This is a genomic window from Acinetobacter sp., assembly GCF_045628685.1.
Classification (GTDB): domain Bacteria; phylum Pseudomonadota; class Gammaproteobacteria; order Pseudomonadales; family Moraxellaceae; genus Acinetobacter.
On the sequence record NZ_JAZQPV010000091.1, the window covers coordinates 41,125 to 65,453 of the forward strand.

20 protein-coding genes and 1 pseudogene are annotated in these 24,329 nt (G+C 40.0%); 11 read left to right on the forward strand and 10 right to left on the reverse strand.

Features of this window, described 5'->3' with window-relative positions:
• Nucleotides 1-122 precede the first annotated feature (122 nt).
• The 5 genes and pseudogenes from ACKI4H_RS11900 to ACKI4H_RS11920 all read right to left on the reverse strand — a co-directional run.
• A complete protein-coding gene (locus ACKI4H_RS11900; RefSeq protein ID WP_407306092.1) occupies nucleotides 123-1,256 on the reverse strand; it encodes an ABC transporter permease in 1,134 nt (377 codons plus the stop codon).
• Between the two features lie 8 nt (nucleotides 1,257-1,264).
• Nucleotides 1,265-2,395 (reverse strand): ABC transporter permease, encoded by a 1,131-nt coding sequence (locus ACKI4H_RS11905; protein ID WP_407305971.1) that lies wholly within the window; start codon nucleotides 2,393-2,395, stop codon nucleotides 1,265-1,267.
• Nucleotides 2,395-3,576, reverse strand: coding sequence for an HlyD family secretion protein (locus ACKI4H_RS11910; protein WP_407305973.1), 1,182 nt, complete (start codon nucleotides 3,574-3,576; stop codon nucleotides 2,395-2,397). The genes ACKI4H_RS11905 and ACKI4H_RS11910 overlap by 1 nt, the downstream gene beginning before the upstream one ends.
• 18 nt (nucleotides 3,577-3,594) lie before the next feature.
• Entirely contained in the window at nucleotides 3,595-5,097 is a 1,503-nt protein-coding gene (locus tag ACKI4H_RS11915; protein ID WP_407305976.1) for a TolC family protein, read from the reverse strand.
• A gap of 492 nt (nucleotides 5,098-5,589) precedes the next feature.
• A pseudogene (locus ACKI4H_RS11920) lies at nucleotides 5,590-5,916 on the reverse strand (transposase family protein); the annotation flags it as partial.
• Nucleotides 5,917-6,317: 401 nt separating this feature from the next.
• Here ACKI4H_RS11920 and serC point away from each other — a divergent pair.
• Nucleotides 6,318-7,397 carry a 3-phosphoserine/phosphohydroxythreonine transaminase gene (gene serC / locus ACKI4H_RS11925; protein WP_407305978.1) on the forward strand — a complete coding sequence of 360 codons (1,080 nt, stop codon included), beginning with the start codon at nucleotides 6,318-6,320 and terminating at the stop codon, nucleotides 7,395-7,397.
• 641 nt (nucleotides 7,398-8,038) lie between these two features.
• Here the strand turns inward: serC and ACKI4H_RS11930 are convergent.
• A complete protein-coding gene (locus ACKI4H_RS11930) occupies nucleotides 8,039-8,971 on the reverse strand; it encodes a hypothetical protein (RefSeq protein ID WP_407305981.1) in 933 nt (310 codons plus the stop codon).
• Nucleotides 8,972-9,240: 269 nt separating this feature from the next.
• Here ACKI4H_RS11930 and ACKI4H_RS11935 point away from each other — a divergent pair, with 269 nt between their 5' ends.
• Both ACKI4H_RS11935 and ACKI4H_RS11940 read left to right on the forward strand, forming a co-directional pair.
• On the forward strand, nucleotides 9,241-9,711 hold the full coding sequence (locus ACKI4H_RS11935; RefSeq protein WP_407305983.1) for a YaiI/YqxD family protein: 471 nt from the start codon (nucleotides 9,241-9,243) through the stop codon (nucleotides 9,709-9,711).
• A gap of 12 nt (nucleotides 9,712-9,723) precedes the next feature.
• Complete coding sequence (locus ACKI4H_RS11940) at nucleotides 9,724-10,635, forward strand: DMT family transporter (protein WP_407305986.1); 912 nt, start codon at nucleotides 9,724-9,726, stop codon at nucleotides 10,633-10,635.
• 5 nt (nucleotides 10,636-10,640) lie between these two features.
• Here ACKI4H_RS11940 and ACKI4H_RS11945 read toward each other — a convergent pair whose 3' ends face one another.
• Nucleotides 10,641-11,210, reverse strand: a complete 570-nt coding sequence (locus ACKI4H_RS11945; RefSeq protein ID WP_407305989.1) for a PilZ domain-containing protein — start codon at nucleotides 11,208-11,210, stop codon at nucleotides 10,641-10,643.
• Nucleotides 11,211-11,233: 23 nt separating this feature from the next.
• On the opposite strand from ACKI4H_RS11945, the gene ACKI4H_RS11950 reads away from it, so the two are divergent.
• The 3 genes from ACKI4H_RS11950 to ACKI4H_RS11960 all read left to right on the forward strand — a co-directional run bounded on the left by ACKI4H_RS11950 (nucleotide 11,234) and on the right by ACKI4H_RS11960 (nucleotide 15,658).
• Nucleotides 11,234-12,469, forward strand: coding sequence for a lipoprotein-releasing ABC transporter permease subunit (locus ACKI4H_RS11950; RefSeq protein ID WP_067724881.1), 1,236 nt, complete (start codon nucleotides 11,234-11,236; stop codon nucleotides 12,467-12,469).
• Entirely contained in the window at nucleotides 12,462-13,145 is a 684-nt protein-coding gene (lolD, locus tag ACKI4H_RS11955) for a lipoprotein-releasing ABC transporter ATP-binding protein LolD (RefSeq protein ID WP_407305992.1), read from the forward strand. Before ACKI4H_RS11950 ends, lolD begins: the two co-directional genes overlap by 8 nt.
• Before the next feature lie 86 nt (nucleotides 13,146-13,231).
• Nucleotides 13,232-15,658 carry a DNA internalization-related competence protein ComEC/Rec2 gene (locus ACKI4H_RS11960; RefSeq protein ID WP_407305995.1) on the forward strand — a complete coding sequence of 809 codons (2,427 nt, stop codon included), beginning with the start codon at nucleotides 13,232-13,234 and terminating at the stop codon, nucleotides 15,656-15,658.
• On the opposite strand, the gene ACKI4H_RS11965 is transcribed toward ACKI4H_RS11960, so the two are convergent.
• Nucleotides 15,655-16,611, reverse strand: coding sequence for a lysophospholipid acyltransferase family protein (locus tag ACKI4H_RS11965; RefSeq protein WP_407305997.1), 957 nt, complete (start codon nucleotides 16,609-16,611; stop codon nucleotides 15,655-15,657). The genes ACKI4H_RS11960 and ACKI4H_RS11965 overlap by 4 nt on opposite strands.
• 130 nt (nucleotides 16,612-16,741) lie before the next feature.
• Here ACKI4H_RS11965 and sppA point away from each other — a divergent pair, with 130 nt between their 5' ends.
• On the forward strand, nucleotides 16,742-17,767 hold the full coding sequence (gene sppA, locus ACKI4H_RS11970) for a signal peptide peptidase SppA (RefSeq protein ID WP_407306000.1): 1,026 nt from the start codon (nucleotides 16,742-16,744) through the stop codon (nucleotides 17,765-17,767).
• The gene (locus ACKI4H_RS11975) at nucleotides 17,764-18,564 is read left to right on the forward strand and encodes an alpha/beta fold hydrolase (protein ID WP_407306003.1); all 801 of its coding nucleotides are present in this window, start codon (nucleotides 17,764-17,766) and stop codon (nucleotides 18,562-18,564) included. The genes sppA and ACKI4H_RS11975 overlap by 4 nt, the downstream gene beginning before the upstream one ends.
• A 64-nt stretch (nucleotides 18,565-18,628) precedes the next feature.
• Here ACKI4H_RS11975 and purN read toward each other — a convergent pair whose 3' ends face one another.
• Nucleotides 18,629-19,258 (reverse strand): phosphoribosylglycinamide formyltransferase, encoded by a 630-nt coding sequence (purN, locus tag ACKI4H_RS11980; RefSeq protein WP_407306006.1) that lies wholly within the window; start codon nucleotides 19,256-19,258, stop codon nucleotides 18,629-18,631.
• Nucleotides 19,259-19,268: 10 nt separating this feature from the next.
• Entirely contained in the window at nucleotides 19,269-20,336 is a 1,068-nt protein-coding gene (gene purM / locus ACKI4H_RS11985) for a phosphoribosylformylglycinamidine cyclo-ligase (protein WP_407306009.1), read from the reverse strand.
• Between the two features lie 134 nt (nucleotides 20,337-20,470).
• On the opposite strand from purM, the gene cxpE reads away from it, so the two are divergent.
• The 3 genes from cxpE to rbtA all read left to right on the forward strand — a co-directional run bounded on the left by cxpE (nucleotide 20,471) and on the right by rbtA (nucleotide 24,322).
• Nucleotides 20,471-21,688: a chloramphenicol efflux transporter CxpE gene (cxpE, locus tag ACKI4H_RS11990; RefSeq protein WP_407306012.1), complete on the forward strand. Its 1,218-nt coding sequence runs from the start codon at nucleotides 20,471-20,473 to the stop codon at nucleotides 21,686-21,688.
• Between the two features lie 15 nt (nucleotides 21,689-21,703).
• Complete coding sequence (hda, locus tag ACKI4H_RS11995) at nucleotides 21,704-22,408, forward strand: DnaA regulatory inactivator Hda (protein WP_407306015.1); 705 nt, start codon at nucleotides 21,704-21,706, stop codon at nucleotides 22,406-22,408.
• Nucleotides 22,409-22,525: 117 nt separating this feature from the next.
• A complete protein-coding gene (gene rbtA, locus ACKI4H_RS12000; RefSeq protein WP_407306017.1) occupies nucleotides 22,526-24,322 on the forward strand; it encodes a rhombotarget A in 1,797 nt (598 codons plus the stop codon).
• Nucleotides 24,323-24,329 lie beyond the last annotated feature (7 nt).

Genomic DNA, 24,329 nt, shown 5'->3' on the forward strand with positions numbered 1-24,329 from the left:
ATATGAGCAAGGGGCTATTTTGCATTGATTAAGATAACCAATCTAACTTTTTTCTTCATAATTGATTCGAAAGCTTAAAAAAAACTCAGTTTTAGTATGATAATTAATCAAATTATAAAGTTTTATTTAATAACCTTATCAGGTAGGCTATTAAGTGATTGTTTCTTATTTGGCTGGTTTAAACGGAAATATCCCCAAACCATTAACACAGCACCCAGAGTCGCAAGATAAATCATTTTTGAAATCACAATATTTAATGGCACACCCATTTGATTGAGCTGAATAAACATTTGGATGCCCTGAGTAGATGGCAAAACATTTCCTAGCCATTGCATCCATTCGGGCATGGCTGAATGAGGCCATGCTGTTCCTGATAGTAAAAATAGTGGAATGGAAGTAAACACAATTACCTGTCCTGCACGTTCAGGCATATCAAAAAATGAAGCGATTACCATGGCCAGACCAATCACGCAACTGATAAAAATTGGTACGCCAATCAGCATACCTAAGAAATTTCCACCATGCGGATAATCATACAACCAGAAAGTAAAACCAAATAAATAGAAACAGCCCAAACAGCCAATGGTTAAAATAGCACTAATGATTGAAAAATATTCAGTTTTTCTTGGTCGCCAGTTTTGCAGTCGGTAACCTGCAATCAGGATGCTTAAACCCAGAACAATGGTTTGATGAATAATGAGCGGAGCAATGGCAGGAAAAACATAACTGCCATAACCCGACAAGGTGTTGAATAGGGGAATTGAATGAATGGAAAGTGCAGGGGTGAAATGCGAAATATCGCCAAACTTCTGCACCTTTTCAGCAATGGCATATTCAATTGATGCCGCTAAACCCAAACCAATCTCTTTGGTCCTTAAAAGATAGGCTGCACTTAAATATAAGCCAATGCCACCGACTTCGCCACGATAAATACTGTGGGATAAATTTTCAGGTAAAAATAAAATACCGTCGGCTTGCTGGTTTTTGAGCATCATTTCCGCTTCAGCAAAATTGCCTGTGACTGCCTTTATTTTCACGTTCGGGCTTTTCGAAACTTCATTAATAATAGTTGAGGTGAGTATGCTTTGTTCTTCATCGACAATCACAATCGGTAAAAATTCGGCATGTTGGGCTTTGTAAGCGGTGGGGTAAAAGAAGCTATAAAAAAATACTGAAAGGATCAAAGTGGCCAAGAGAGAGCTGTTCGTGACAATATCTTTAAAGGTCTTGAAATAATAATGCAGAAAGTCTTTGATATGATTTTTCATGCCTTAACTCCCTTTGAATACTTTTTAAGGAAGAAATAGGCAGTGCCAAAATAGAACAGGCAATAAATAGCCAGCACCGCAAGCGGTAATAGCGAAATAGAGACAGGGCTGCCAATTACCCATTGTTCAGTTTGTAATTTTGCATAAGGTGTATAAGGAATAATATTGGACCAAAATTGGGTAAATAGCGGAGCATTATTAAGCGGTAAGGTTACCCCGGCAAAACTTAAAGATGAACCACCATACACGGCAATAAAATCAAAAGACTTGTCTAAGTTGCGAGTGGCTAAAATCACAGTGCTAGTGATAAAAGCATAAGCACTATAAAAGAAAAACTGACCCAGTAGAATGATCCATAAATGCCCTGCGACAAACCAGCCACGAATTTCAATTAGCCAGAACATCCACATCCATGTCCATGCAGTAAAAATCAGGACATAGGTTAAATTTTTGGCAAACAAGGCACTAAAGACAGTACGTTGATTGAGCCATTTTGCTGTGGTGTTAAATTTAAATTCTTGCCCAACCGAAAAAGCCACACAACAACACAGCAGTAAATGCAAGATTGCAGGAATCACAAACGGTTCTAAATAGAACTCGTAACTTAAACTGGGATTATATAAAGGCGATATTTTGACATTCGGTGTTGGAATATCGATATAAGGAATGTTATTTTCCAGATAATTGTGTCCTATGAAATCTACGATTGCTTCTACGGTACTGACCAGCATGGCAGAGGAAATACTATTTCCGACACTAAAGTAGCTTTGATTAAACACAATACTGATTTCGGCATCTTCAGCTTGAACCAGTCGTTGTTCAGCTCCTGCTGGAATAGAAATATAGCCCCAAATTTTTGTTTGATTAAGTAGCTTTTCGACTTCATCAGGGCTTTGAGAAATCACTAAAATATCTAAAGTTGAATTATGTCGAATATATTTTTCAATATTTCGACTCAGTCCACTTTGGTCTTGGTCAATAATTGCAATCGGTAAATGTTCAGGCTTACCCTGATAAAACATGCTGCTAAACAATACAATTATAAATAAAGGCGCAAGTGTGACCAAGCACAAGTCCCATTTATGTGTCAGTAAATAACGCAGTTCACGCAGCATGCCAGACCACATTATTTTGGCTCTTTAATTTTAAACAGCACGCTCATGCCCACTTTTAAAGCTGCAATGGGTTTTATGGGTGTTAAATGAAATTTAAAACTACGAATGTCATAACCACCAGTTTGGCGTGTGGTCTTAAGGGTGGCAAATTCACCTTCCACATCTATATTTTTAATTTTAAAAGTCGCCGTTTGATTTAAGGCTGGAATGAAACCTTCAATGGTTTTGCTTTTATAAACTTGCGCATAGAGGTCTTCACGTACATCCAAACTCACCCATAAATCATTATCCTGAATAAGGCTGACTATAGGTACACCCGTTACCACCAATTCAGAAGCTTTACCATAAGTTTTAGACACGATGCCATTAATAGGGGAATGCAATTTGGTTTCCGCTTCTAAGGAATTGGCCTCTTTAACTGCCGCTTTGGCAATTTCCACCTGTGCATCGGCTGAAGATTTTTGTTCTGGTGTACTGCCACGCTTGGCACGTTTATATTGTTGATAAGCAGCTTCAGCCATTTGAGTGGCTGAAGCTGCTGCAGCTTGCATTTCATCCCGACGTTGGCGCGAAATAACCCCTTCTTTAAACAGGGTGGCACCACGTCGATAAGTGGCTTGTGCTAAAGTCTGCTGTGCTTTTAGGCTTTGCCAGGTGGCATACAGGGTTTCAATATTTTCTTGCTGCGAACCACGATCGACCGTAGACTGCAGTGCTAAGGCAGCTTGCAGGGAAGCCAGAGCCTGTTGTCTTTTTGTATCGACTTCAGGGCTGAATAATCTTACTAACTCCTGACCTTTGGTAACTTTATCGCCTTCATGGACATAGACTTCCTCAATGCGACTCGGCACTTTGGTACTAACATAAATGGTTCCAGCTTCAACCCGACCTTGCAATTCAACCTGTTTGGGCTGGTAGCTTTTCCATAAGCCGAAAGCAATTAAGCCTAACAGTAAAATCAAAACGACGATGCCGACCATTTTAGTTACAGCTGACTTTTTCGGATTTGGCGCGGTGTCTTCAGTCGACTGAGCTTGTTCTGAATAACTGAAAAATGCGTTATCTGTATTGGCCTGCTGTTCAGATGTCGCTTGAGTATCCACTTGGGTAGTTGGTGCTGATGTATTTGTAGAGCTGCCTTCTGATGAGGCATTTTCTACATCTTGATCAGGTTTATTTTGATCTTGAGTCATATTTTTCCCCATCGAAAATTAACGGATATAGCTGGTTTGAGCTTGAGTTATATAGCTTTGAAATTGATTGATCGAGCCATGGCTTTGCAATAAAGTCGCCAGAGACATCACATATTTATAAGCATTCAGTGCCATTTCACTTTTTAAGGCGGTTAAAGCGTTTTGCGCATCAACAACTTGAGTGGCGGTACCCATCTCTTCTTTAAAGGACAGGGTTTGAATACGCAAGTTTTCCTGGGCAGCTTTCATATTTTGCTGTAGCAACTGATGACTTTGCTGGGCTGTGGTCACTTCGCTATACGATTTATAAATAATATTTTCAATTTCCTGCTTGCTGCGTTCCGTAAGCAGTTGCGAAGCATAGCGTTGTAATTCTGCCGCTTGAATATTCTTGTTTTTGTCGATCCCTGAAAACAGGTTATAGCGTGCCACCACACCCACAATCCAGTTTTGTTTTTCATCCAGACTGTATTCACCAAAAGCAAATAGAGTGGGTTTTTTTACTGCACTTTGCGCTTTGACATTCGCATTGGCCAGCTGGGTATCCATTTGCATTTTACGAATCAGCGAGGATTGATCCTGATAGGTTTTTAGCAAGCTATTTAAAGATTGATTCTGAAAGGAATTCACAAAAAGAGGAGTACTCAGTTCAGTAATCTGGCTGCTTTGCAAAAGATTGTTCAGTTGAAAAAGACTCGATCTCAGGTTAGCTTCAGCATTTTGATAAATCCGCTGCGCATCGTTTTTTGCCACTTCAAACTGCATGCGCTGACCCTTGCTAATAAAACCCTGACGTTCCAGTTTTAGCGCATTATTATAGTGGGTTTGCATGGCATTAAAATTGAAACGGCTTGACTCAAGTAATTGTTTTTGTAGTTGTGCATTGAAGTAAGCCTGAATCAGTTCAAAGCGTTGTATATCTTGTTGTTGCTGGGTATTCAGCTGGTTGCGCTGTGCGTTAATACTGGCCACTTCTTTGGCGCTAGAAGTCAGTCCACCAGTATAAATCGGCATTAAAACTGAAATTGTAGGACGAATCACCTGATCATCAAGGTTAACAGTCGACTCATCTGGAATTAATCCCACACCTTCTTGAATAGTTTGATTCACACCCTCTCTAAGTGGGTCCGCTAGACTACCAATGTTGGGATTGGAGTTTTGCCATTGATCAATTTGACTATTTACACCATTCGACAGGGTTTGTTCCAAATTATTTTTAAACGAATCGAGTGGAATATCCAGTTCATTATGAAAAGCATACGCCCGTATATTTAAGTCCACACGGGGCAGACCTAAACCTTTTACTGCTTCAGCTTCAAGTTGGGAAGCCTGCTGCAAGGCCTGAGTGGCTTGGGTGCTATATGAATCCGTTAAAACCGATTGTTCTGCTTGTGCATAACTAATGCTTTGAGCCAATGTTGTCGTTGCATAAAGAGGGGTGCTAGACAATAAAGCAATCTTGATTATTGTGCTGATGGTTTGGTTTATATTTTCTTGTGCCCATGTCAAATTCAGTAACATAAATTCGGCTCTCAACATCATTGTTATAAATTATACATCGCTTAAAAATAAGCTGTCTTTATTGTTATTCGCAATCGAGTTTAATATGTAATTGTATATTAAGGCCTATTGAAGATTAAAGCTACAACCTCCTTACCCAATAAGATGATAAAAATACTGTGAGTGAATAAGAGTAAAGTCTTGCACAGCCACCTTATAGAAATAGGAAGTAACCACATGGAACTGAAGTGATGGATAACTGATATTCCAATAGCCAATTTAAAATAACAAAATACCGAATGAAATTCTAAATTAATTTGCCGGGGTGTGCGCCAGACCAAGTTGGTTATTCATGTTTTCTTAGCGGTTCCTATTCATGTCGTTATTGTGATTTCTAGTATGATGACCAGTTTAATTGTTTGTACAGTCAGATATTTAATCACGGGTGGAATCGTTTAAGGAAATCATTAAACCGAAAACAACAATAGTCCTTTATTAGACTTCTTTCATAAATCATTTTTTACTCAGCTCCAGGTTATAGATTCCAGCAATTAAATTGAATCTCAAACCGAGTCTTTTGCCTCTATTTCGATAACGTTCGGCAAGGATCCTGAAGGTTTTTAGGCTGCCAAATACATATTCAATCCCGATTCTTCTTTTATTGATCTCCTGATTATAGCTTTTGAGTTCAGGATCCAGTTTACAGCGTCTTTTAGCTGAGTTTTATGGTGAATTATGGCCTGTACTTTAAAGGTATGGGGCTTTTTCTTGCCGCTATAGCTTTTCTTCTGTTTTTTTAGGCCTTTGTGTTGGAATTTCTATGGCATCTACGATCACCACATTGCAGTCTATGCCTTCACCTTAGCACAGACAGAGCAGAACCTGATCCTCAAGGCTTAACTTGGCCGATCTGCCCTTGGCAGGGACTGCATTTTCAATTGCCCCACCATTAAATAGAAGGTTGACCATGAGATGCCGGTGTATCGCTTGAACTGAGGATCAGAAAGCCTGTTTGAATCGATGTATTTCATCCGCAGATGATGCACGAATGCTAAAAAAACTGGAGTACAAATATCAACCAAAAAGAAGATCATTTTTTGATTTATGAAAGAGATCTATTGAACTTTTGACTTTAAATGTCCGACAGCATTGAAATATTTTCAGGATAATTTACTGCAAGCACAAGCTATCTGTGGTTAAATGCCGTTATTTTATTGTGTTTCACTTTGAAAGGAAAAATCATGCGCGCGTACAATTTCTGTGCTGGCCCTGCTGCATTACCGACTGCCGTTTTAGAAAAAGCCCAAGCTGAAATGCTCGATTGGCATGGCAAAGGTCTTTCGATCATGGAAATGAGTCACCGTAGCAGTGACTATGTAGCTGTGGCAGAAAAAGCAGAAGCAGATTTACGCAAATTGATGAACATCCCGGAGAACTATAAAGTATTGTTCTTGCAGGGTGGGGCTTCACTTCAATTTTCTGCAATTCCTTTAAACCTTTTAGGCAAAAATAATAAAGCAGATTATATCCATACCGGGATCTGGTCTGAAAAAGCGTTAAAAGAAGCGCAACGCTATGGCGATATCAATGTCGTGGAAGCGGGTACCAGTATTAACGGTAAATTAGCTATTACCAATCAAAGCCAGTGGAACTTGTCTGACGATGCGGCTTATGTGCATTATGCAGATAATGAAACCATCGGCGGGATTCAATTTTCCGGCATTCCTGAAGTGAATGCACCTTTGGTATCTGATTTATCTTCAAGCATCCTTTCAGCCCCAATTGATGTATCTAAGTTTGGTTTAATCTATGCAGGCGCACAAAAGAATATTGGTCCTGCTGGCTTAACTTTAGTGATTATTCGTGATGATTTGCTTGATCAGGCGAAACCTGAAATTCCAAGCATTTTGAAATATTCCGCACAAGCGAAGAATGATTCAATGGTGAATACACCATCAACCTATGCTTGGTATTTGTCTGGGCTGGTATTTGAATGGTTACTTGAAAATGGTGGTGTTGAAGCCATTCACCAAGTAAACCTTGAAAAAGCCAAATTGCTTTATGGTTATATCGACGGTAGCGATTTTTATGCCAACCCGATTGCGGAACAAAACCGTTCAATCATGAATGTTCCCTTTACTTTGGAAAATGCGGATCTAGATAAGTTGTTCCTGAAAGAAGCTGAACAAAATCATCTTCTTAACTTGGCAGGTCACCGCTCAGTTGGCGGTATGCGTGCAAGTATTTATAATGCCGTGCCATTAGAAGGGGTACAGGCTCTTGTTAACTTTATGGATGACTTTGCAAAACGTAATGCTTAAACCTTGAAGTGAAAAAAAAGCCCATCACATGATGGGCTTTTTATTGATTAAAAATGATTTTATTTAAACAAGTCTAAATCTAAATAAATAGAATTAAAGAATAAAATGATGCAACATATAGGCAGACATAAACATGCCCAATACAAAAAATAAGCACGAGACGGAGTCTAATTGGAAGCGTTTTCCAAGATGAGGTTCAACTTGTTGTATATTTTCTTCTTGCACGATTTTCATGGAAAGCTCTATTCCGATTTATTTATCGTTAAATTCTATTTCTAATTGCATTTTTATCATAAAAAATTGATTAAATAAAGTACTAAATAAAAATATGTAATTAAAATATTTATTTTATCGAAATAAATATCTCATTTATTCTCGGCTTCTTGTCAATCTAGGCTGAACTGAATAAAAAGCTTAAAAATTAACTATTAGCATATAATCATGAGTATATCTTAAAATATAAAATTTTGAATTTAAACTGTGGGTAAGTGTATTTAAATCTGAATTTAAAAACATTCAATATAATATTGAGTTGTGGATAAATTTAAAATTAATTTTGCAATTGGATAATAAAAATACACATAAAAAAAGCAGCTAAATAAGAGAATTAATCATCGTCATATTGAGCTGCTGTTTATAGCTTACTGTTTTTTAGAATGAATATTGACTTGAATCCACAGGTTGCCTCGAATAAATTGACCAATCTGAAAGTCTTTATGGGCTGCATTTTGGGTGGCAATACGGATTAGAGTGGCTTCTTGGTTTTCATCATGAATTAAGGAAACATCATAAAGTGTGTATTGCTGATTCATAAACGACATTGAGCTTTTACCAACAATATTGCCCTGAAACCAGGCTTCATCTTCCTGCCCCAAATTTTCGCCATACAGATAGGCCACCATTTTTGAAAAATCGACGGTGACCGGTTCTTTATCATCTTCCGATTTTGGTTCCCAAGCATCAATTTGCGCTTGTAAATTGGCAGGGGCAATCCCCTCATTGGCGGCTAAAATATCGTTTAAAGCACGATGGTGCTTGATTGAGGCAGGATCATCGACCACCAATTGTTCATGGTCTGAAACAGCTTCCAGTTCATAAGCCCAAGCATTCAATTGAGCCAAATAAGTCTGATCTTTTTCATAATGTTCATGATTAACGCTATAAAGCGTATCAAAGGCATACACAATAGTATTTGCCCCCAGATTTAAGCGTAAAACTGCCTGTGTATTTGATTTACAGCTAATAATACGTTCAATTTTGGCATCAATCTTGTAGGGACCTTCGAAACTGGGAAATGCAGTCTTCACCGCTTTTGGCTTATTATTTTCAACCGCAATCACCTGATTGATTTGCACCGCAGCTTTCTTTGGTCCTTGAATCAGCCAAGTTGTTTCATCCATGTCACACTCTTGGGGACATAAGCCCATAGGCATAACCGGGGCATTGAGTGCCAAACCCAGCCACTTTGGTACGTCCGTCGTTGGGTTTTCTGTGAGTAGATTCCAGTGTTCAATATGACTGCCAAAGCTTTGATCTTCAATGGTGATAATTTCTGGTCTATTTTGGTTTTTCATATTCACAATTGATGTTGGGTTATATTTATCTATTAAATCGAGGGTTATTTTAAAATTTCAAGTCATCCGGCTAAATTTAACCTTCAAAATATGAGAAATAGACCAAATAGCCGGGTAAAGAGAAACATGAATTATAAATTTTATGTATAGAAACCAAGTTTATCTTCCCCAAATGACAAAGTAGGGAATACGCCCAATAGATTTATCCATCCTCTTGTCATACGAATTTGTTAAACTAGGTCTTAATATTTTCTTGCTATGGATGCTTTGTGCTGCCATTTAAACTTTGGGTCGATGCCGATGCATTACCTAAAATTCTGCGTGAAGTGATTATTCGCGCTTCAGATCGTTATCAGTTAGAAGTTACTTTTGTCGCCAATCAAAATGTCGGCATTACGCCTTCAATTCGAATTAATTCCATTCAAGTGATGAGTGGGGCAGATGCCGCCGATAAAGAAATCATCGAACGCATGAAAGAGCATGATATTGTGATGACACAAGATATTCCACTTGCGGCTCTGGTGATTGAAAAGGGTGGTATTGCGATTCATCCACGGGGTGAGGTGTATACCACGGCAAATGTCAAAGCCCGTCTACATTTACGCGATTTTATGGATTCATTACGCGGAGCAGGGGTCAACACTGGTGGGCCACCGCCACTTTCTGAACGTGATAAACGTGAATTTTCCAGTTCACTCGATCAAACCATCCAGAAACAGAAACGTAAAACTGCACCCTAAGCCGAGCTCCATATGCCTTCTAAAGCCAATATTGTTTCCACCTATGCCTTATTGGTGTTTATTTGGGCTACTACACCATTGGCGATTGTGTGGAGTGTTTCTGATTTGCATTTAATGTGGGCTCTTGTGCTGCGTTTTTTTATTGCCTTGCCACTTGCAGTCGTATTATTGGTCGTTCTAAAAGTCAAATTTCCCACTGATCAAAACGCATGGCATAGCTATCTGGCGGGGTCATTTAGTTTGATGGGCTCGCAGATTTTTACTTATATTGCGACAAGCTATTTAAGCTCAGGCGTTATTGCGCTGATGTTTGGTTTGGCACCGATTATGGCGGGTTTGATTGGACGCTTTGGCTTTCAACAGAGTTTAAGTCGTTTACAGTGGCTGGGCATGTTCATTGCAGTTTCGGGCTTAGCCATTATTTGTTTTGGTGGTGAAAACCAGCATATTAACCCAATCGGTATTGGCTTCATGCTGATCAGTGTATTTACCTATGCTTTATCAATTTTTTGGGTAAAGAAGGTCAATGCGAATGTTGATCCTGTAGCACAGGCGACAGGTTCTATCTTTGTTTCCACTGTGGCTGCAATCTGTATTGTGCCTTTTATCTGGCAATATGCACCAACGCATATTCCAAATGCCAAGTCATTATTTGCCCTGCTTTATGCTGTGGTGATGGCTTCATTAATTGCAATGTTCTGTTATTTCAAATTGGTCCAAAATATTCAAGCCACCACTTTGTCATTAACCACCGTAATGACGCCAATGATTGCCTTGTTTATTGGTGCAGTACTGAATAACGAATCATTGTCTGCAATGATTTTTGTCGGTGCATTTGTTTTATTATTTGGTTTATTTGTCTATTTCTATCGTGACCTTCAGGCGAGTCGTAAGCTCGCCCATAAGATAAAATCTAAGCCTTAAATTGTTTAGTCCTTGGTCTTGCTCACGGTAATGCATTCGCTCAGTTTCACCCGATCTTGTGGATGTAGGGTGATGAAATAAGCGCCGGTACGGAATTTACCGTTGTCTTCAGCTCTGCTATAAACCACTTGTGCGGTTGCCGCAATATGAAAGAAGTTTTCAGGGTGGCTTAAGGTCACGTGAATATAGGTTCCTTCCTGAATCAGATGCTCATTAAAGAAACTGAATCCGGTTTCCGAGAAATTGACATTTTCGGGGATAGGTAACATGGATTGTACAATTGCATCGTACAAAGAACCGGTAATAAGGTTTAATTTTTGATTGAATAAGGATAAGATTCGAGCAATTTGTTGATCTCTTTCAGATAATTGTTCTAATTCGTAGTTTACTGCGTGATCAAATTGATCTAATTCTGCGAGTAGTAGAAAATAGCGCGGCAGCACAAAGTTAGGATCATAAGGGTCATTTAACGCGACATCATCAGAAATAATCTGATAATTAACGCGCAAGGCAGCATCTATACGCGACATAACGCGACGTTCCATGTTGCCGCTTTGATGCTGTGAATTTTCCATAATTATTCCTCGGACTAAATGGTATGTTTAAACCAATCTCGCTGTACATAGGGTTGAGATATACTCGCGCACGGCGTAGTAACCACTTTATTTCTTTTATTGCTCTGGTTTCTATGATCGGTCTCACATTAGGTGTAGCTGTACTCATTACAGTCTTATCTGTGATGAATGGTTTTGACCGAGAACTAAAAAACCGCGTCTTGGGAATGATACCTCAAGCTACTGTTTCTTCAACACAAATTTTAACAAATTGGCCTGAACTTGCAAAAAAAGTTGAACAACATGAGCATGTCAAAGGCGTAGCACCATTTACCCAGTTACAGGGGATGCTTACAGCGCAAGGACAAGTGGCCGGAATCATGGTTACGGGAATCGAACCTTCATATGAAAAGAAAGTTTCGATCATCCAGGATCACATGATTGAAGGCAGTATTGATAGTCTGAAGAAAGGTGAATTTGGCATTGTTTTAGGTAAACAAATGACTGATTCACTGGGCTTAGGCCTAAATGACAATATCACCTTGGTATTGCCTGAAGCAACGCCTTCCCCCGCTGGTGTGGTACCGCGCTTCAAGCGTTTTAAAATCGTCGGGATTTTTAGTATTGGGGCAGAAGTCGATTCAATGATGGGTTATATCGCCTTGAATGATGCTTCGACCTTGTTGCGCTTACCCGATGGTGCTCAAGGTGTCCGTTTAAAGCTGGATGATATTTTCCTTGCGCCTGAAGTTGCTGATGACATTGTCAAAGACTTGCCAAGCAACTTCTATGCATCGAACTGGACTTTTACCCATGGTAATTTGTTCAGTGCGATTCAGATGGAAAAAGCCATGGTCAGCTTGCTTTTGTTCCTGATTGTTTTGGTGGCAGCATTTAATATCGTGTCATCATTGGTAATGGTGGTCACCGACAAGAAATCTGACATTGCGATTCTACGAACCCTTGGCGCTTCACCTGCAACCATCACCCGAATTTTTATGGTACAGGGAACCATTATTGGGGTGATTGGTACCGTGTCTGGTGCTATTCTCGGGATTATTTTTGCCTCAAGTATCAGTAGTGTGATTGGTTGGCTCAATACCACATTTGGTTTGAATTTGTTTGATGCCTATTTCATTAATTATTTGCCGTCTTATTTGCGCTGGCAAGACGTAGTCGTGATTGTGTGTTTATCCTTGCTTTTAAGCTTCCTTGCGACGATTTATCCAGCTTTACGTGCTGCAAAAACTCAACCTGCAGAGGCCTTACGTTATGAGTAATATTGTCCTCGAAGCAAAGAATATCTCGAAAAGTTTTACTGATGGAAAAACCACGGTTGAAGTGATTAAAGACTTGTCTTTACAAGTTAAAGCAGGCGAATTTGTTTCGATTGTAGGTTCGAGTGGCTCGGGTAAAAGTACCTTGTTACATGTGCTGGGTGGTCTCGATTGTCCGACAGAAGGACAAGTCTTTTTAAACGGCAAGCGCTTTGATACCTTGGGTGAAGCTGAGCGTGGTTATTTACGTAATCAGCATTTGGGTTTTGTGTATCAGTTCCATCATCTGTTACCTGAATTCACGGCATTAGAAAATGTCGCAATGCCACTGATGCTGCGTGCAGGCACGACCTACAAACAATCTAAAGAGCAAGCAGAATACTTGCTGAATCGTGTCGGATTATCGCACCGTATGACACATAAACCGGGTGAATTGTCTGGTGGTGAGCGCCAGCGTGTCGCTTTGGCACGTGCTTTGGTGGCGAGACCTGAATTGATGCTAGCCGATGAACCGACCGGGAATCTGGACCGCAAAAATGCTGTGAAAATTTTTGAACTGTTGAGTGAATTACGCAGTGAGTTCAATATGGCGATGCTGATTGTGACGCATGATGAACAATTGGCTCAAGCCGGCGATTCCATTTTGCATATGCAAGATGGGATCTGGATTGATGCTTAGGCACTGATCGCTAAATTGAAAAATTGATTGAAGCTCACTGCGGTGGGCTTTAATATTGTGCAAAATAAAAAATATTATAAGAAATAATGATTCAATTAATATGTTTGGGCTGGGTTATCGGTATTGCGAGCATGGGAAAGACTTTCCCGATCTTACAGTCCTTAATGCTGCCTTGTATTGCTCTTTTCATTCTCTCCTTGCTTTTAAAGCTCACTGTTTTAAAACCAGTTCATTCTTTGTGGTGGAAATTTTTACAGCTTTGTATCGGATTGAGTCTGGGCATTACGCTTGGCTGTAACTATGCCCAGCATCAGCTGGATGACCGTTTACAGTTTCGAGAAAGGCAAACCAACCAAGTGGAAGTGATTGTCTATATTAAAAATATCAATGAATTGAGCGAATCATCTATACAACAAAAAATACAGGTGTTGAACCGACATACCCAAGTTGTGCAATGGCAGACATTTTTAAAAAATAAAATAGGGGCTCATCATCAACCTGCACTTGAACTGGGCCGGTATTATCGCTTGCAGGGAAAAATTTTGCCGGCACATAGCTATGCAACGCAAGGTGTCTTTGCTCAGGAACAATGGTATCTTCAGCAAAATATCATGTCTGGATTTAAGTTGACAGCGGTACACAAATTGTCTGAACAGGACATTTCTGCATTGGGTTATGGCCGGTATGTCAGGCAGCAACATTTTTTTGCGAATCAGATTCAGTTATGGATGGAACAGCAACGCTTAGCGCTACGTAATTTTATTTCTAAACAACCTCTAAAGCATAAAGGCTTACTTTTGGCTTTATTAACAGGCGATAAAAGCTTACTCAAACCCGAGACAGAACAATTCTTTCAGCGCTTTGGCATGAGTCATTTATTGGCAATTTCTGGGCCGCATGTGCTGATTTTTGCCCTATTGCTCTGTTGGGGCTTGCATCAATATATCCGCCGTTATTGGCCAGACATCTATTTAAAATGGCCAAAACAATATTTGTTGATTCTGCCTTTTTGTATTTGCGTAGTGTTGTATTGTGCTTTTGTGGGGTTTGAAATTCCGGCCCTCAGAACCTTGCTTACCTGCCTGTTGATGAGTGCATGTGTACTGTTAAAACAAAAGATCCAACCTTTAAATATTTTGCTGTTAAGTGCTTCTATTTTATTGATATTTGATCCATTTAGTATTTTATCGGCTGCATTCTGGTTGTCTTATGGTGCCTGCTTTGTGCTGTTACGTATTTATCAAACGGTGCAGCAGCAAAGTCAGGTTGAAGAAATCAAAACTAAGGCTCAAACCATTAAAATCCAAGTTAAAATTTTAATCGAATCACAATGGAAAATATTTATCGCACTATTTCCTTTGATGCTGATTTTCTTTAAACAGGTGGCCTGGATTACGCCATTGAGCAATTTGTTTGCTATTCCATGGATTGGTATCGTGATTGTTCCCTTAGATGTAATTGCGGCATTGTGTTATTTCATTTTTGAGCCGTTGGGAAGCCTGGTTTTTCAAATCAATGATTGGTGTCTTTCAGCTTTGCTCATCTTCATGCAAGCTTTGGATTGGCTTTTTTCGCCTTCGCTAGAACCGGTTGCCATGAACTTTTGGGTGTTGCTGAGTTTATGTCTGGGTTTAATTATTTTATTTTTACCGCGTGGCGTGGTACCGAAAACGTGGTCGGTATTATGCTGTATACCTTTAATCATGATCGATTCAAGTCAAAATGAGTTTGAATTGACGGTATTGGATGTGGGGCAAGGGCAAGCGATTTTTATTCGTGATCGGGCACAGACACTGATGATTGATACCGGCGGAAATTATGATGAGAGCAAATTTAGTGTGGGCAAGCAAATCATTTTGCCATTTTTGTCGGTAAAGGGGGTCAGTAAATTGAATCAACTGATTTTGACTCATTTGGATCAGGATCATAAAGGCGCTTATGAGTCGATCAAAGATGATTTGCCTATCAACACAGTATATTCAAATGAACAGCTTAAGGTCGCTCATTCCAGCCAGTTTGATTACTGTCATCAAGGTCAAAAATGGCAGTGGAGTGATCAGGTCGATCTTACAATTTTATCACCCAAAACTGAGTACTTGGCAAATGCCAAAAATGCAAAAAATGAAATGTCCTGCGTGGTTTATGTGCAGGTCAAAAATGCACAGCCCTATCAAAATTTTTTATTAATGGGAGATGCCGGTTGGTCTACAGAATATCAGATTCTTCAGGATTATCCTGACTTAAAAGTTGATGTTCTTGTTTTGGGGCATCATGGGAGTCGGCATAGTTCCGCCTATCATTTTTTAAAGCAATTCAATCCCAAACTGGCAGTGGCATCAGCAGGCTTTAACAATCGATATGGACATCCAAGCGTAGTGGTTGAATCTCGATTAAAAGAATTAAACATTCCGTTACTTACTACAGTAAAACAGGGGAGTATTCGATTTTCCAAACACAAAAACATCATGGTTATTGAATTTGAACGGGATTCACAGCAATGGTTAAAGCCCTAAGCTATTTTGGGCTGACTGGCTCTCGCGCGAACTTCAGTAACCAGTTTGAGTGCTTCATCTGTATTTAGATGATAAAGCCGATCTAGTTCAGGATTGGCTTTAAAGCGTTTATAACTCCAGTGATAATGTTCTGGATAACGACGAATTAAATTTTCGATGGCTTCTAAAATGACGCCGGTACCTTCATTGGCATTGCCTTGATAAATACGCTCATCAATTGCCTCAATGTGCATATCAAAACCTTGATTTTCATTACGCAGTGCATATAAAAATAAAGTTTTGGCTTTAGTTTTTTGAATCAGTTTGGCACTCAGATTACTGGTAGCCAGTGGAATTCCAAAATAAGGAATCATTTCGCCACCCACATTTGGGGTATGGTCTGGCAAAATCACCGTAGTGCCGCCTTGTTTTAAGGCTTTGAAAATTTTTCTTACCCCGGATTCATCGGTAGGTACCAAGTGAGCTTGTTCACGACTCCGGGCTGCACGTACAAATTGATCAGCAGATTCATTTTTGACCGGTTTATACAGAATGGTCATTTGGGTAAATTGAGCCAGGTAAGCATTCATGATTTCCCAAGTGCCAAAATGCGGAACAATCAGTACCAGGCCTTCAGGCGCCTTGAGTGCTTCATGGAGTAGCTGTTTTCCGGTAATTGAATGAATACGCGCAATATTTTTATTGTTATCGGCACCCCAGATACTAAAAAATTCGAAATATGAGGTCAGTTCGTTATGAATCGCCTGTGGAATGATCTTCTCGTGTTGTTCAGCGGTTAATTCTGGCAAAGCAATTTGAAGATTAAGACGAATTGTATCTGAAGTTTTTGACATTTTTAAAAAATTGACGAGCCCAGCTAGCATTCGAGCGAAAAATCTAGAAATTTGAATCGGTTGCCGACTTATAAATTTCAATAAGCGGTATGTACTATCCGTTGCAGTATTATCAGTCATTGCCTATCGTCAATGTATGTAAAGAGTCAAAAAGTGCAAATATTATAGGCGAAAATAGATTGTTTAGGCAGATTTCTATGATTCAGTGTATATAATGAATTCAATTTAACTCATCCTTGGATTATTTTGTATGTCCGATTGGCCACCAAAACCAGAAAATGAAATTCAGAATACACAACATAATTCACAAAACATCACTGGCAAAGAATGGCACATTTTAGAAAAAGCCGTTTTAGCTTCAGTAGAAGAGCAGCGTCGTGCACGTCGCTGGAGCATCTTCTTTAAATTGTTAACTTTTGCTTATCTCCTGTTTATTTTGGTGGTATTAGGAAAAAGTTGCAGTACTTCATCTACAGATCCAACTTCCACCACCAATTCACATATTGCAGTGGTGGATATTATTGGCACCATTGCTGCAGACAAGCAAAGTGTAAATAGCACTGATACTGTTAAAGCACTGAAGAAAGCCTTTGAAAACAAACAGAGTAAAGCTGTCGTTTTAAATATTAACTCACCAGGCGGTTCACCGGTTCAGTCGGATGAGATCTGGCAAGAAATTCAATATTTGAAAAAGAACCATGCCGATAAAAAACTGTATGCCGTAATTGGTGATACCGGTGCTTCAGGTGCGTATTACATCGCTTCTGCTGCCGATGAGATTATTGTTAATCCATCAAGCCTGGTTGGGTCTATTGGGGTAATTATGCCGAATTACGGTGTAAATGGCTTAATGCAAAAGTTAGGTATAGAAGATCGCACCATGACTTCAGGTAAAAATAAGGCATTGCTTTCCATGACTCAGCCAATAGATCCTGCACAAAAAGCACATGTGCAAGCTGTACTTGATGATGTCCATAATCATTTTATCAATGCAGTCAAACAGGGACGTGGCAAGAAGCTGAAATCTCAAGATCCGGCAATATTCTCCGGTTTATTCTGGACCGGTGATCAGGCAGTAAAATTGGGTGTTGCAGATCGTACCGGTAGCATAAATACGCTGAAGCGCGAATTAAAACTGGAAAGAGCAGTCAATTACACCATTGAATATAGTCCTTTTGATTCTGTACTTGGACGTATGGGGAGTTCTATTGGGCAGGGTTTCGCAAGCTCACTTTCACAACAAGTGCAAACTGAACAAACGACGAAGTTACAATGAAACCACTGATCCATTTTGCGCACGCCAATGGCGTGCCATCTAAAGTCTATCAAAAGTTGTTTGATTTACTCAAAGATGACTATGACATTATCTATGTGCCATTGCTTGGGCCAGATAAGCGCTATCCCATTGATAACCATTGGCAAAGTCTAACCAATCAAGTCATTGATAGTATTGTACGCCAAGCTCAAGGTCGTCCAGTTATTGGACTTGGGCATTCACTGGGTGCGGTGCTGACCTTTCAGGCGGCATTAAAGCGCCCTGAGCTGTTTAGTCAGGTGATCATGCTTGATCCACCAATGATCATGGGCAAGGAGGCTGTTGCCTTACATGTGGCGAAGCTGTTTAAGCTTAAAGCACTGGACAAAATGTCTCCGGCAGGTTTATCCAAGCGCCGTCGCGATCATTGGCAATCTCGTGAACAGGCTGCAGAACTATTAAGACCCAAAGGTTTTTATCAGCACTTTGAAGCAGACTGTTTTCAGGCCTATATCGATCATGCCTTGAAGGATGATCCATTACGTGGTGGCGTAGAGCTGACCATTCCTAAAATGGATGAAGTTAATATCTTTAGAACCAATCCATCGCTCTGGTGGTTGCCTCAAGTTAAGCCGCAGGTGCCTGTACATTTGGTGGTGGCTGAGAAGGGACCTTTTCTAGCACGTAAGTTTCCACAACAAGTTCAGAAGAAATTTGATATTCCTTTTGAAGTCTTTAAAGGTGGACATATGTTCCCGTTGGAACATCCGATTGAAGTGGTGAAATTAGTTAAAGAGCTGATTCAAGTACAAGCGTAATCACCATATTTTCACAAATAAAAAACGCATCCGGAGATGCGTTTTTTATTACATAAAATTCGATTTAAAACTTACAAAATTGAACTGGTTCCTGCATCGCTTGACCACGGTGCAACACACCTTGTTCAGTATGCCGAATTGTTCCTGAACAGATCCATTCAACCACTTGCGGGTAGATGACATGCTCAAGTACATGAACGCGATTGGCTAAAGTATTTACATCATCATGTACTTTTACTTTTAGCACGCCTTGAGCAAGCGCCTGACCGGCATCCAGCTCAGCAGTCACATAGTGAACTGTACAGCCATGCAAGACATCACCTGTGTGAAGTACACGTTGATGGGTATGCATGCCTTTATAGTTCGGCAACAGAGAAGGGTGGATGTTGAGCATTTTCCCTTCCCATGCTTTGACAAACTTGGCACTTAAAATGCGCATAAAGCCTGCAAGAACCACCAAATCCACATTCCAGTCCAGCAATTGTTGATGCATCACATCATCAAAAGTTTCACGGTTTGGATATTGCTTGTGTTCAATAACAGCAGTTTGAATCCCTGCTTTTTTCGCACGTTCTAAAGCATAAGCTTCAGGCTTATTAGAAATCACCCCAACAATTTGACCTGACAGATTGGCATCAATCAGGGCTTGCAAGTTACTTCCACTGCCGGAAACGAGGACAGCAATTTTGATCATGTGCGATTCTTTATGCAAAAATTACGCGAATTTTTTCATCTGCACCGGAAACAGATTCAGCATTATCCTGGATATGACCCATTGTCCATGCTTTTTCGCCAAGACTTGTTAATAATTCAACCGTTTTGTCAGCGTCTTGGGCATCAACAACAATGACCATGCCTACGCCACAGTTAAATGTGCGGTACATTTCATGTTGTTCAACCCCGCCTTCACGTTGAAGGAGTTTGAACAATTCTGGCCATTCCCAAGAAGACTCATTGACCACTGCTTGAGCCCCATTTGGCAATACGCGAGGTAAGTTGCCTGGTAAACCGCCGCCAGTGATATGTGCCATTGCGTGAATATCAACTTCTTTGCAAAGCTGGAGCAATGGTTTAACGTAAATACGGGTAGGTTCCATTGCAACATCGGCAAGTGGGCGGTCATCCACAATTTGTGTTAAATCAACGTTTTTTACGTCTAGAATTTTACGAAGTAAAGAGTAACCGTTTGAGTGTGCACCTGAAGATGCCACGCCAATTAATATGTCACCCGCTTTAACTTTAGTGCCATCAATAATTTTGCTTTGCTCAACCACGCCCACGCAGAACCCTGCAAGGTCGTAATCTTCACCTTCATACATGCCCGGCATCTCAGCAGTTTCACCGCCTACCAATGCACAGCCTGCAAGCTCACACCCTGCACCAATACCAGTTACGACATTTGCAGCTACGTCCACATTTAAGTGTCCAGTTGCATAATAATCGAGGAAGAATAATGGTTCAGCACCACATACAAGAAGATCGTTTACACACATTGCAACCAGGTCTTGACCAATCGTGTCATGACGGTTCAAATTGAGTGCTAAACGTAATTTTGTACCAACACCATCTGTGCCAGATACGAGAACAGGTTCTTCATAACCTTTAGGGATTTTACAAAGAGCGCCGAAGCCGCCTAATCCGCCCATAACTTCAGGACGTGAGGTACGCTTAGCGACAGATTTGATTCGATCGACAAGTGCGTCGCCCGCTTCAATGTCGACACCCGCATCTTTATAGCTTAAACCAGTGTTTGGGGAAGTTGAGTTGCTCATAATGAAGTCTCCGCATTCGCGCGGCGATTATACCCGAATATACGAAACTCTTATGTTATTTATGCGCTAAAATGCTATCTTTATTCAAATATTTTGCTTTCTATAACGAATAAACCGAGAAAAGGCGAATTTGCATGGTGGATCGTACCTTACGTCGCATTTTTATACTCTCAGGAATTGCTTTGATTCTTTGGGTTTTATATCTACTTAAACCAGTGGTATTGCCTTTTATAGCCGCATTTTTGGTGGCTTATTTATTTAGCCCGTTAGTAGATAAACTACATAAGATCGGTTTGCCTCGTTGGTTGGCTATTAGCATTGTTTTTATTGGCATTGGCGTGGTTCTTACCTTGGCAATGTGGTATCTGGTGCCTTTGGTCTGGCAACAGCTGATGTATGCACGGGACAGTATTCCAGCAGGAATTCACTGGTTAAATTACACCTTTTTACCGTGGGTGTCACAAACCTTTGGTGTCGAGCAGATGGAAATCGATACGCAGCAAATGTCATCGGTGGTCATGGAATATATTCAGACCAATTATAGCGCGGATAGTATTCAGGCCATGTTGTTAAAAGTCGCTCAATCGGGTCTGAATTTCATACAGATTGGCGGAACAGTTGTTCTGGTCCCCATTATTGCATTCTATTTCCTATTAGATTGGGATCGTATGCTTGACAATATGCGTCGTTTAATTCCTCGCCCTTATGAGAAAAGTACTTTACATATTGTAGGTGAATGTCACAACGTATTAGGGGCCTTTGTGAAAGGTCAGTTTTTGGTAATGTTTCTACTTGGTACGGTGTACGCCGTCGGCTTACAACTGATTGGTCTTGAAGTAGGACTGATTATTGGGATGGTTGCAGGACTGGCTAGTATTATTCCCTATTTAGGATTTGCTGTGGGGATTATTGCAGCTGTAGTTGCAACACTCTTCCAGTTTGGTATTGATTGGATGCAGCTATTTTTGGTCGGGGTAGTGTTCATGGTGGGTCAGGCAATTGAAGGCTATGTTCTCCAACCTTTTTTACTGGGTGATAAAATTGGTTTATCTCCAGTGGCAGTGGTCTTTGCAGTATTGGCAGGGGCGCAACTTGCAGGGTTCTTGGGCATGCTGATTGCTTTACCGGTTGCCGCGATTATTGTTGTGCTGTTACGCCATGCACGTGACTGTTATGAGAAGAGTCATATATATGGTCAATCTCCTATCATACAAGAGGCGGGGGCAGGATCAATTTCGTTTAAAATGGATCACGTAGATGTCGATATTGAGTTGAACAACCCAGAATCAAAAAATCTGCAAGATGCTGAAAAATCGAGTAAGATTGACTTGGTAGACAACAAAGAACCCTAAGGGCAAAACACATATATGCGTCAACTGCAATTAGATATAGAACCTCAACTGGACGCCCGAATTAGTGATTTTTCGGGGCCAAGTTGGGGACATGTAATTGATGCAGTCCGACAGCTTCATGCTGGTTTAATAAACCGCTTTTATGTGTATGGTGGTGCAGGTTCGGGAAAGAGTCATTTACTCTCTGCTATTTGTGATTCTTATTTAGAGGTCGGCAAGTCTGCAATTCAAGTCTCCTTACTGGAATTGCTTGACGCACCCACTGAAGCCATTACCTCATTAGATCAATATGACCTTGTGGCATTAGATGATATCGAAGCCATTAGCGGTGTTCCACATTGGCAAAAAGCAGTATTTCATTTAATTAATTATAATAATGAGGGTGGAGGACAGTTAGTTTTCTCTTCTCGTGTTGCACCCATTGAATTGAAGCTTGAACTTCCAGATTTACAGTCACGTTTGACTCAGGCGGTGAGTGTTAAAGTGCCGACAGGAAGTTTATACGCGGATCGTTTTGCGCTAGTAACATCGGTATTAACACGTCGTGGAATTCATATTGATCAGCAGGTGATAGATTATTTGTTACTGCATGGACCTCATCAAACCTCTGTTTTATTACAAACTTTAGAACAATTAATTCAACTTTTAAAAGGTGAAAAAACAAAAATCAGCCATGCCAATTTAAGACAAATTTATGCATTAATTGATGAATATCGGTAAACAATAAAAAATCTTGAGTAATTACTCTAGCTGTGACAAAGTACAGCAAAATAATTCGCAATTGCAGGGAATATGCAATTTCAGAATAAAAAGATAAAAGAATATAAGGAGAAAGGTATGCTCAAACGGAGCATAGGCATAGGGATGCTGTGTCTAGCAGGACATGCTTATAGTGCAGAAATCACAGTCACCATTACAGATGATATCACCAAAGATGATAGTGAATGTTCATTGCGTGAAGCCATTGAATATGTCAATAAAGGCATGCCTGAAGCTGGCTACATGGGCTGTGGTGGTAAAAATGCTTTGTCAACGATTTTATTAGACAAACAAAAAACTTATATCCTCAACGCTAAAGTTGATGTCAAAGCAAGTCTGGCCTTAAAAACATATTATGACACCACCGTGACTGAAGTTGCAGTTCCGGGTTTGAATAATGCCATCATTAAAATGATGGGCAAGGATCAAATTTTTAATATTGACCATGATCCGAAAGACCTAGCTCTGATTAACATCAAGGAAGTGAGTTTTGAAGGCTGTAACAAAAGTCTTTGTGCAGATAAAGGCGGAATTTTTTATAACAATGAACGTTTAGTCTTACAATATGTCAAATTGTCGGGTGGTAATGCACGCTTAGGTGGCGCAATTTATAATGTGGGCGAGAGTAGTGCAACACAAAACTATGTTAGCGAAGTATCTATCACTGATAGTATTGTGGAAAACAATACAGCTGTTACAGGTGCAGTTTTATATAGTCAACGACCGGCATTTACATTGAGTAGTGTAGTATTTAAAAACAACAATACAACTTCAGGTGCTGCTAATATTTTTAGTGAAAAAGCCATTGCTGATGTAACTCTATTAAACGATAAGAATATAAGTAAACTCAGCAATAGTACATTTTTAAATAATAGTGGTTATATCATCAATATCCGTGACGGTATTGCTGTAAATAATGTGACGATTGCAGGTAATAAGGCAGGGATACAATTCGATTCAAAAGAAGGCTACGGTTATCTTGCCAACAGTATTGTGGTAGGAAATGGTAGTGGGGCAAATTGTCAATTTAACGCAGATGATAAAACCTTATTACAAAACAATTTGGTTGGCACAGAATGTAAGAGTGGCGATGCCAAATATCCAAATGAATTTTGGACTGGTAGCAAACTTTTTGCGGGTGACAGCAGTGAAGGCAGTTGTAAATCGTTAATGGAAGATCCAGACACTTTACTGTGCCCATATAGTACGCCGAAAGATACATTTTTGGGTTATATCCGCCCGCGTATTTTACTCACCGCTAAAAACATGTTTGATACCTTGATCTTGAATAAAGGTCGTCTTGACTTGTCCGCAGACAGTACGCAATTGGTCTGTGAGACTATGGATCAACGTAATAAAAATCGAACTATAGATAATAGCTGGTGTGACCGCGGCGCAATTGAGATTGTTGTACCAAGCTCTAAATTTCGTATTGGACAAGATTTAAAGATGGGCGAAGTTGCTAAGCTAAATATTTTAGAATACTTGGGTGATAGTGACTTATATCCAAAAGAAAAATGCGAAAGCTTGCTTAAAATGAAAAACCCAGCAGGCGGTGATTGGCAAGACGGCTGTGCTTATATCGATCAAACGCTGACAAAGTCGAAAGGAACATTGACTTTGGATATTGATGGTAATTTGGTCTATACCCCAAATGGTAATTGGCATGGTGCGGATATTTTTAACCTACAAATTGTCACGTCATCGACGCATTTCAATGAAAATAAAAAATATATAGTGCTAGAAGCCTACATGGTGCAAGAACCAAACAATGAATTTGAAGATAAATCTGTAAAAACCTCGGGTGGGGCATTGGGATTGTTCGGCTTATTTGCAGTATTGGGACTGGTGGGTATACGCCGCTTTAAAAAATAAGAAAAAG

What these genes read in the sequence shown, in the direction of transcription:
- ACKI4H_RS11960 (WP_407305995.1), top strand. Translation starts at nt 13,232, where the DNA reads ATGATTCAATTAATATGTTTGGGCTGGGTTATCGGTATTGCGAGCATG.
- lolD (WP_407305992.1), top strand. Translation starts at nt 12,462, where the DNA reads ATGAGTAATATTGTCCTCGAAGCAAAGAATATCTCGAAAAGTTTTACT.
- rbtA (WP_407306017.1), top strand. Translation starts at nt 22,526, where the DNA reads ATGCTCAAACGGAGCATAGGCATAGGGATGCTGTGTCTAGCAGGACAT.
- ACKI4H_RS11975 (WP_407306003.1), top strand. Translation starts at nt 17,764, where the DNA reads ATGAAACCACTGATCCATTTTGCGCACGCCAATGGCGTGCCATCTAAA.
- ACKI4H_RS11940 (WP_407305986.1), top strand. Translation starts at nt 9,724, where the DNA reads ATGCCTTCTAAAGCCAATATTGTTTCCACCTATGCCTTATTGGTGTTT.
- purM (WP_407306009.1), bottom strand. Translation starts at nt 20,336, where the DNA reads ATGAGCAACTCAACTTCCCCAAACACTGGTTTAAGCTATAAAGATGCG.
- ACKI4H_RS11915 (WP_407305976.1), bottom strand. Translation starts at nt 5,097, where the DNA reads ATGTTACTGAATTTGACATGGGCACAAGAAAATATAAACCAAACCATC.
- ACKI4H_RS11945 (WP_407305989.1), bottom strand. Translation starts at nt 11,210, where the DNA reads ATGGAAAATTCACAGCATCAAAGCGGCAACATGGAACGTCGCGTTATG.
- hda (WP_407306015.1), top strand. Translation starts at nt 21,704, where the DNA reads ATGCGTCAACTGCAATTAGATATAGAACCTCAACTGGACGCCCGAATT.
- ACKI4H_RS11910 (WP_407305973.1), bottom strand. Translation starts at nt 3,576, where the DNA reads ATGACTCAAGATCAAAATAAACCTGATCAAGATGTAGAAAATGCCTCA.
- serC (WP_407305978.1), top strand. Translation starts at nt 6,318, where the DNA reads ATGCGCGCGTACAATTTCTGTGCTGGCCCTGCTGCATTACCGACTGCC.
- ACKI4H_RS11905 (WP_407305971.1), bottom strand. Translation starts at nt 2,395, where the DNA reads ATGTGGTCTGGCATGCTGCGTGAACTGCGTTATTTACTGACACATAAA.
- ACKI4H_RS11950 (WP_067724881.1), top strand. Translation starts at nt 11,234, where the DNA reads ATGTTTAAACCAATCTCGCTGTACATAGGGTTGAGATATACTCGCGCA.
- ACKI4H_RS11965 (WP_407305997.1), bottom strand. Translation starts at nt 16,611, where the DNA reads ATGACTGATAATACTGCAACGGATAGTACATACCGCTTATTGAAATTT.
- purN (WP_407306006.1), bottom strand. Translation starts at nt 19,258, where the DNA reads ATGATCAAAATTGCTGTCCTCGTTTCCGGCAGTGGAAGTAACTTGCAA.
- ACKI4H_RS11930 (WP_407305981.1), bottom strand. Translation starts at nt 8,971, where the DNA reads ATGAAAAACCAAAATAGACCAGAAATTATCACCATTGAAGATCAAAGC.
- sppA (WP_407306000.1), top strand. Translation starts at nt 16,742, where the DNA reads ATGTCCGATTGGCCACCAAAACCAGAAAATGAAATTCAGAATACACAA.
- cxpE (WP_407306012.1), top strand. Translation starts at nt 20,471, where the DNA reads ATGGTGGATCGTACCTTACGTCGCATTTTTATACTCTCAGGAATTGCT.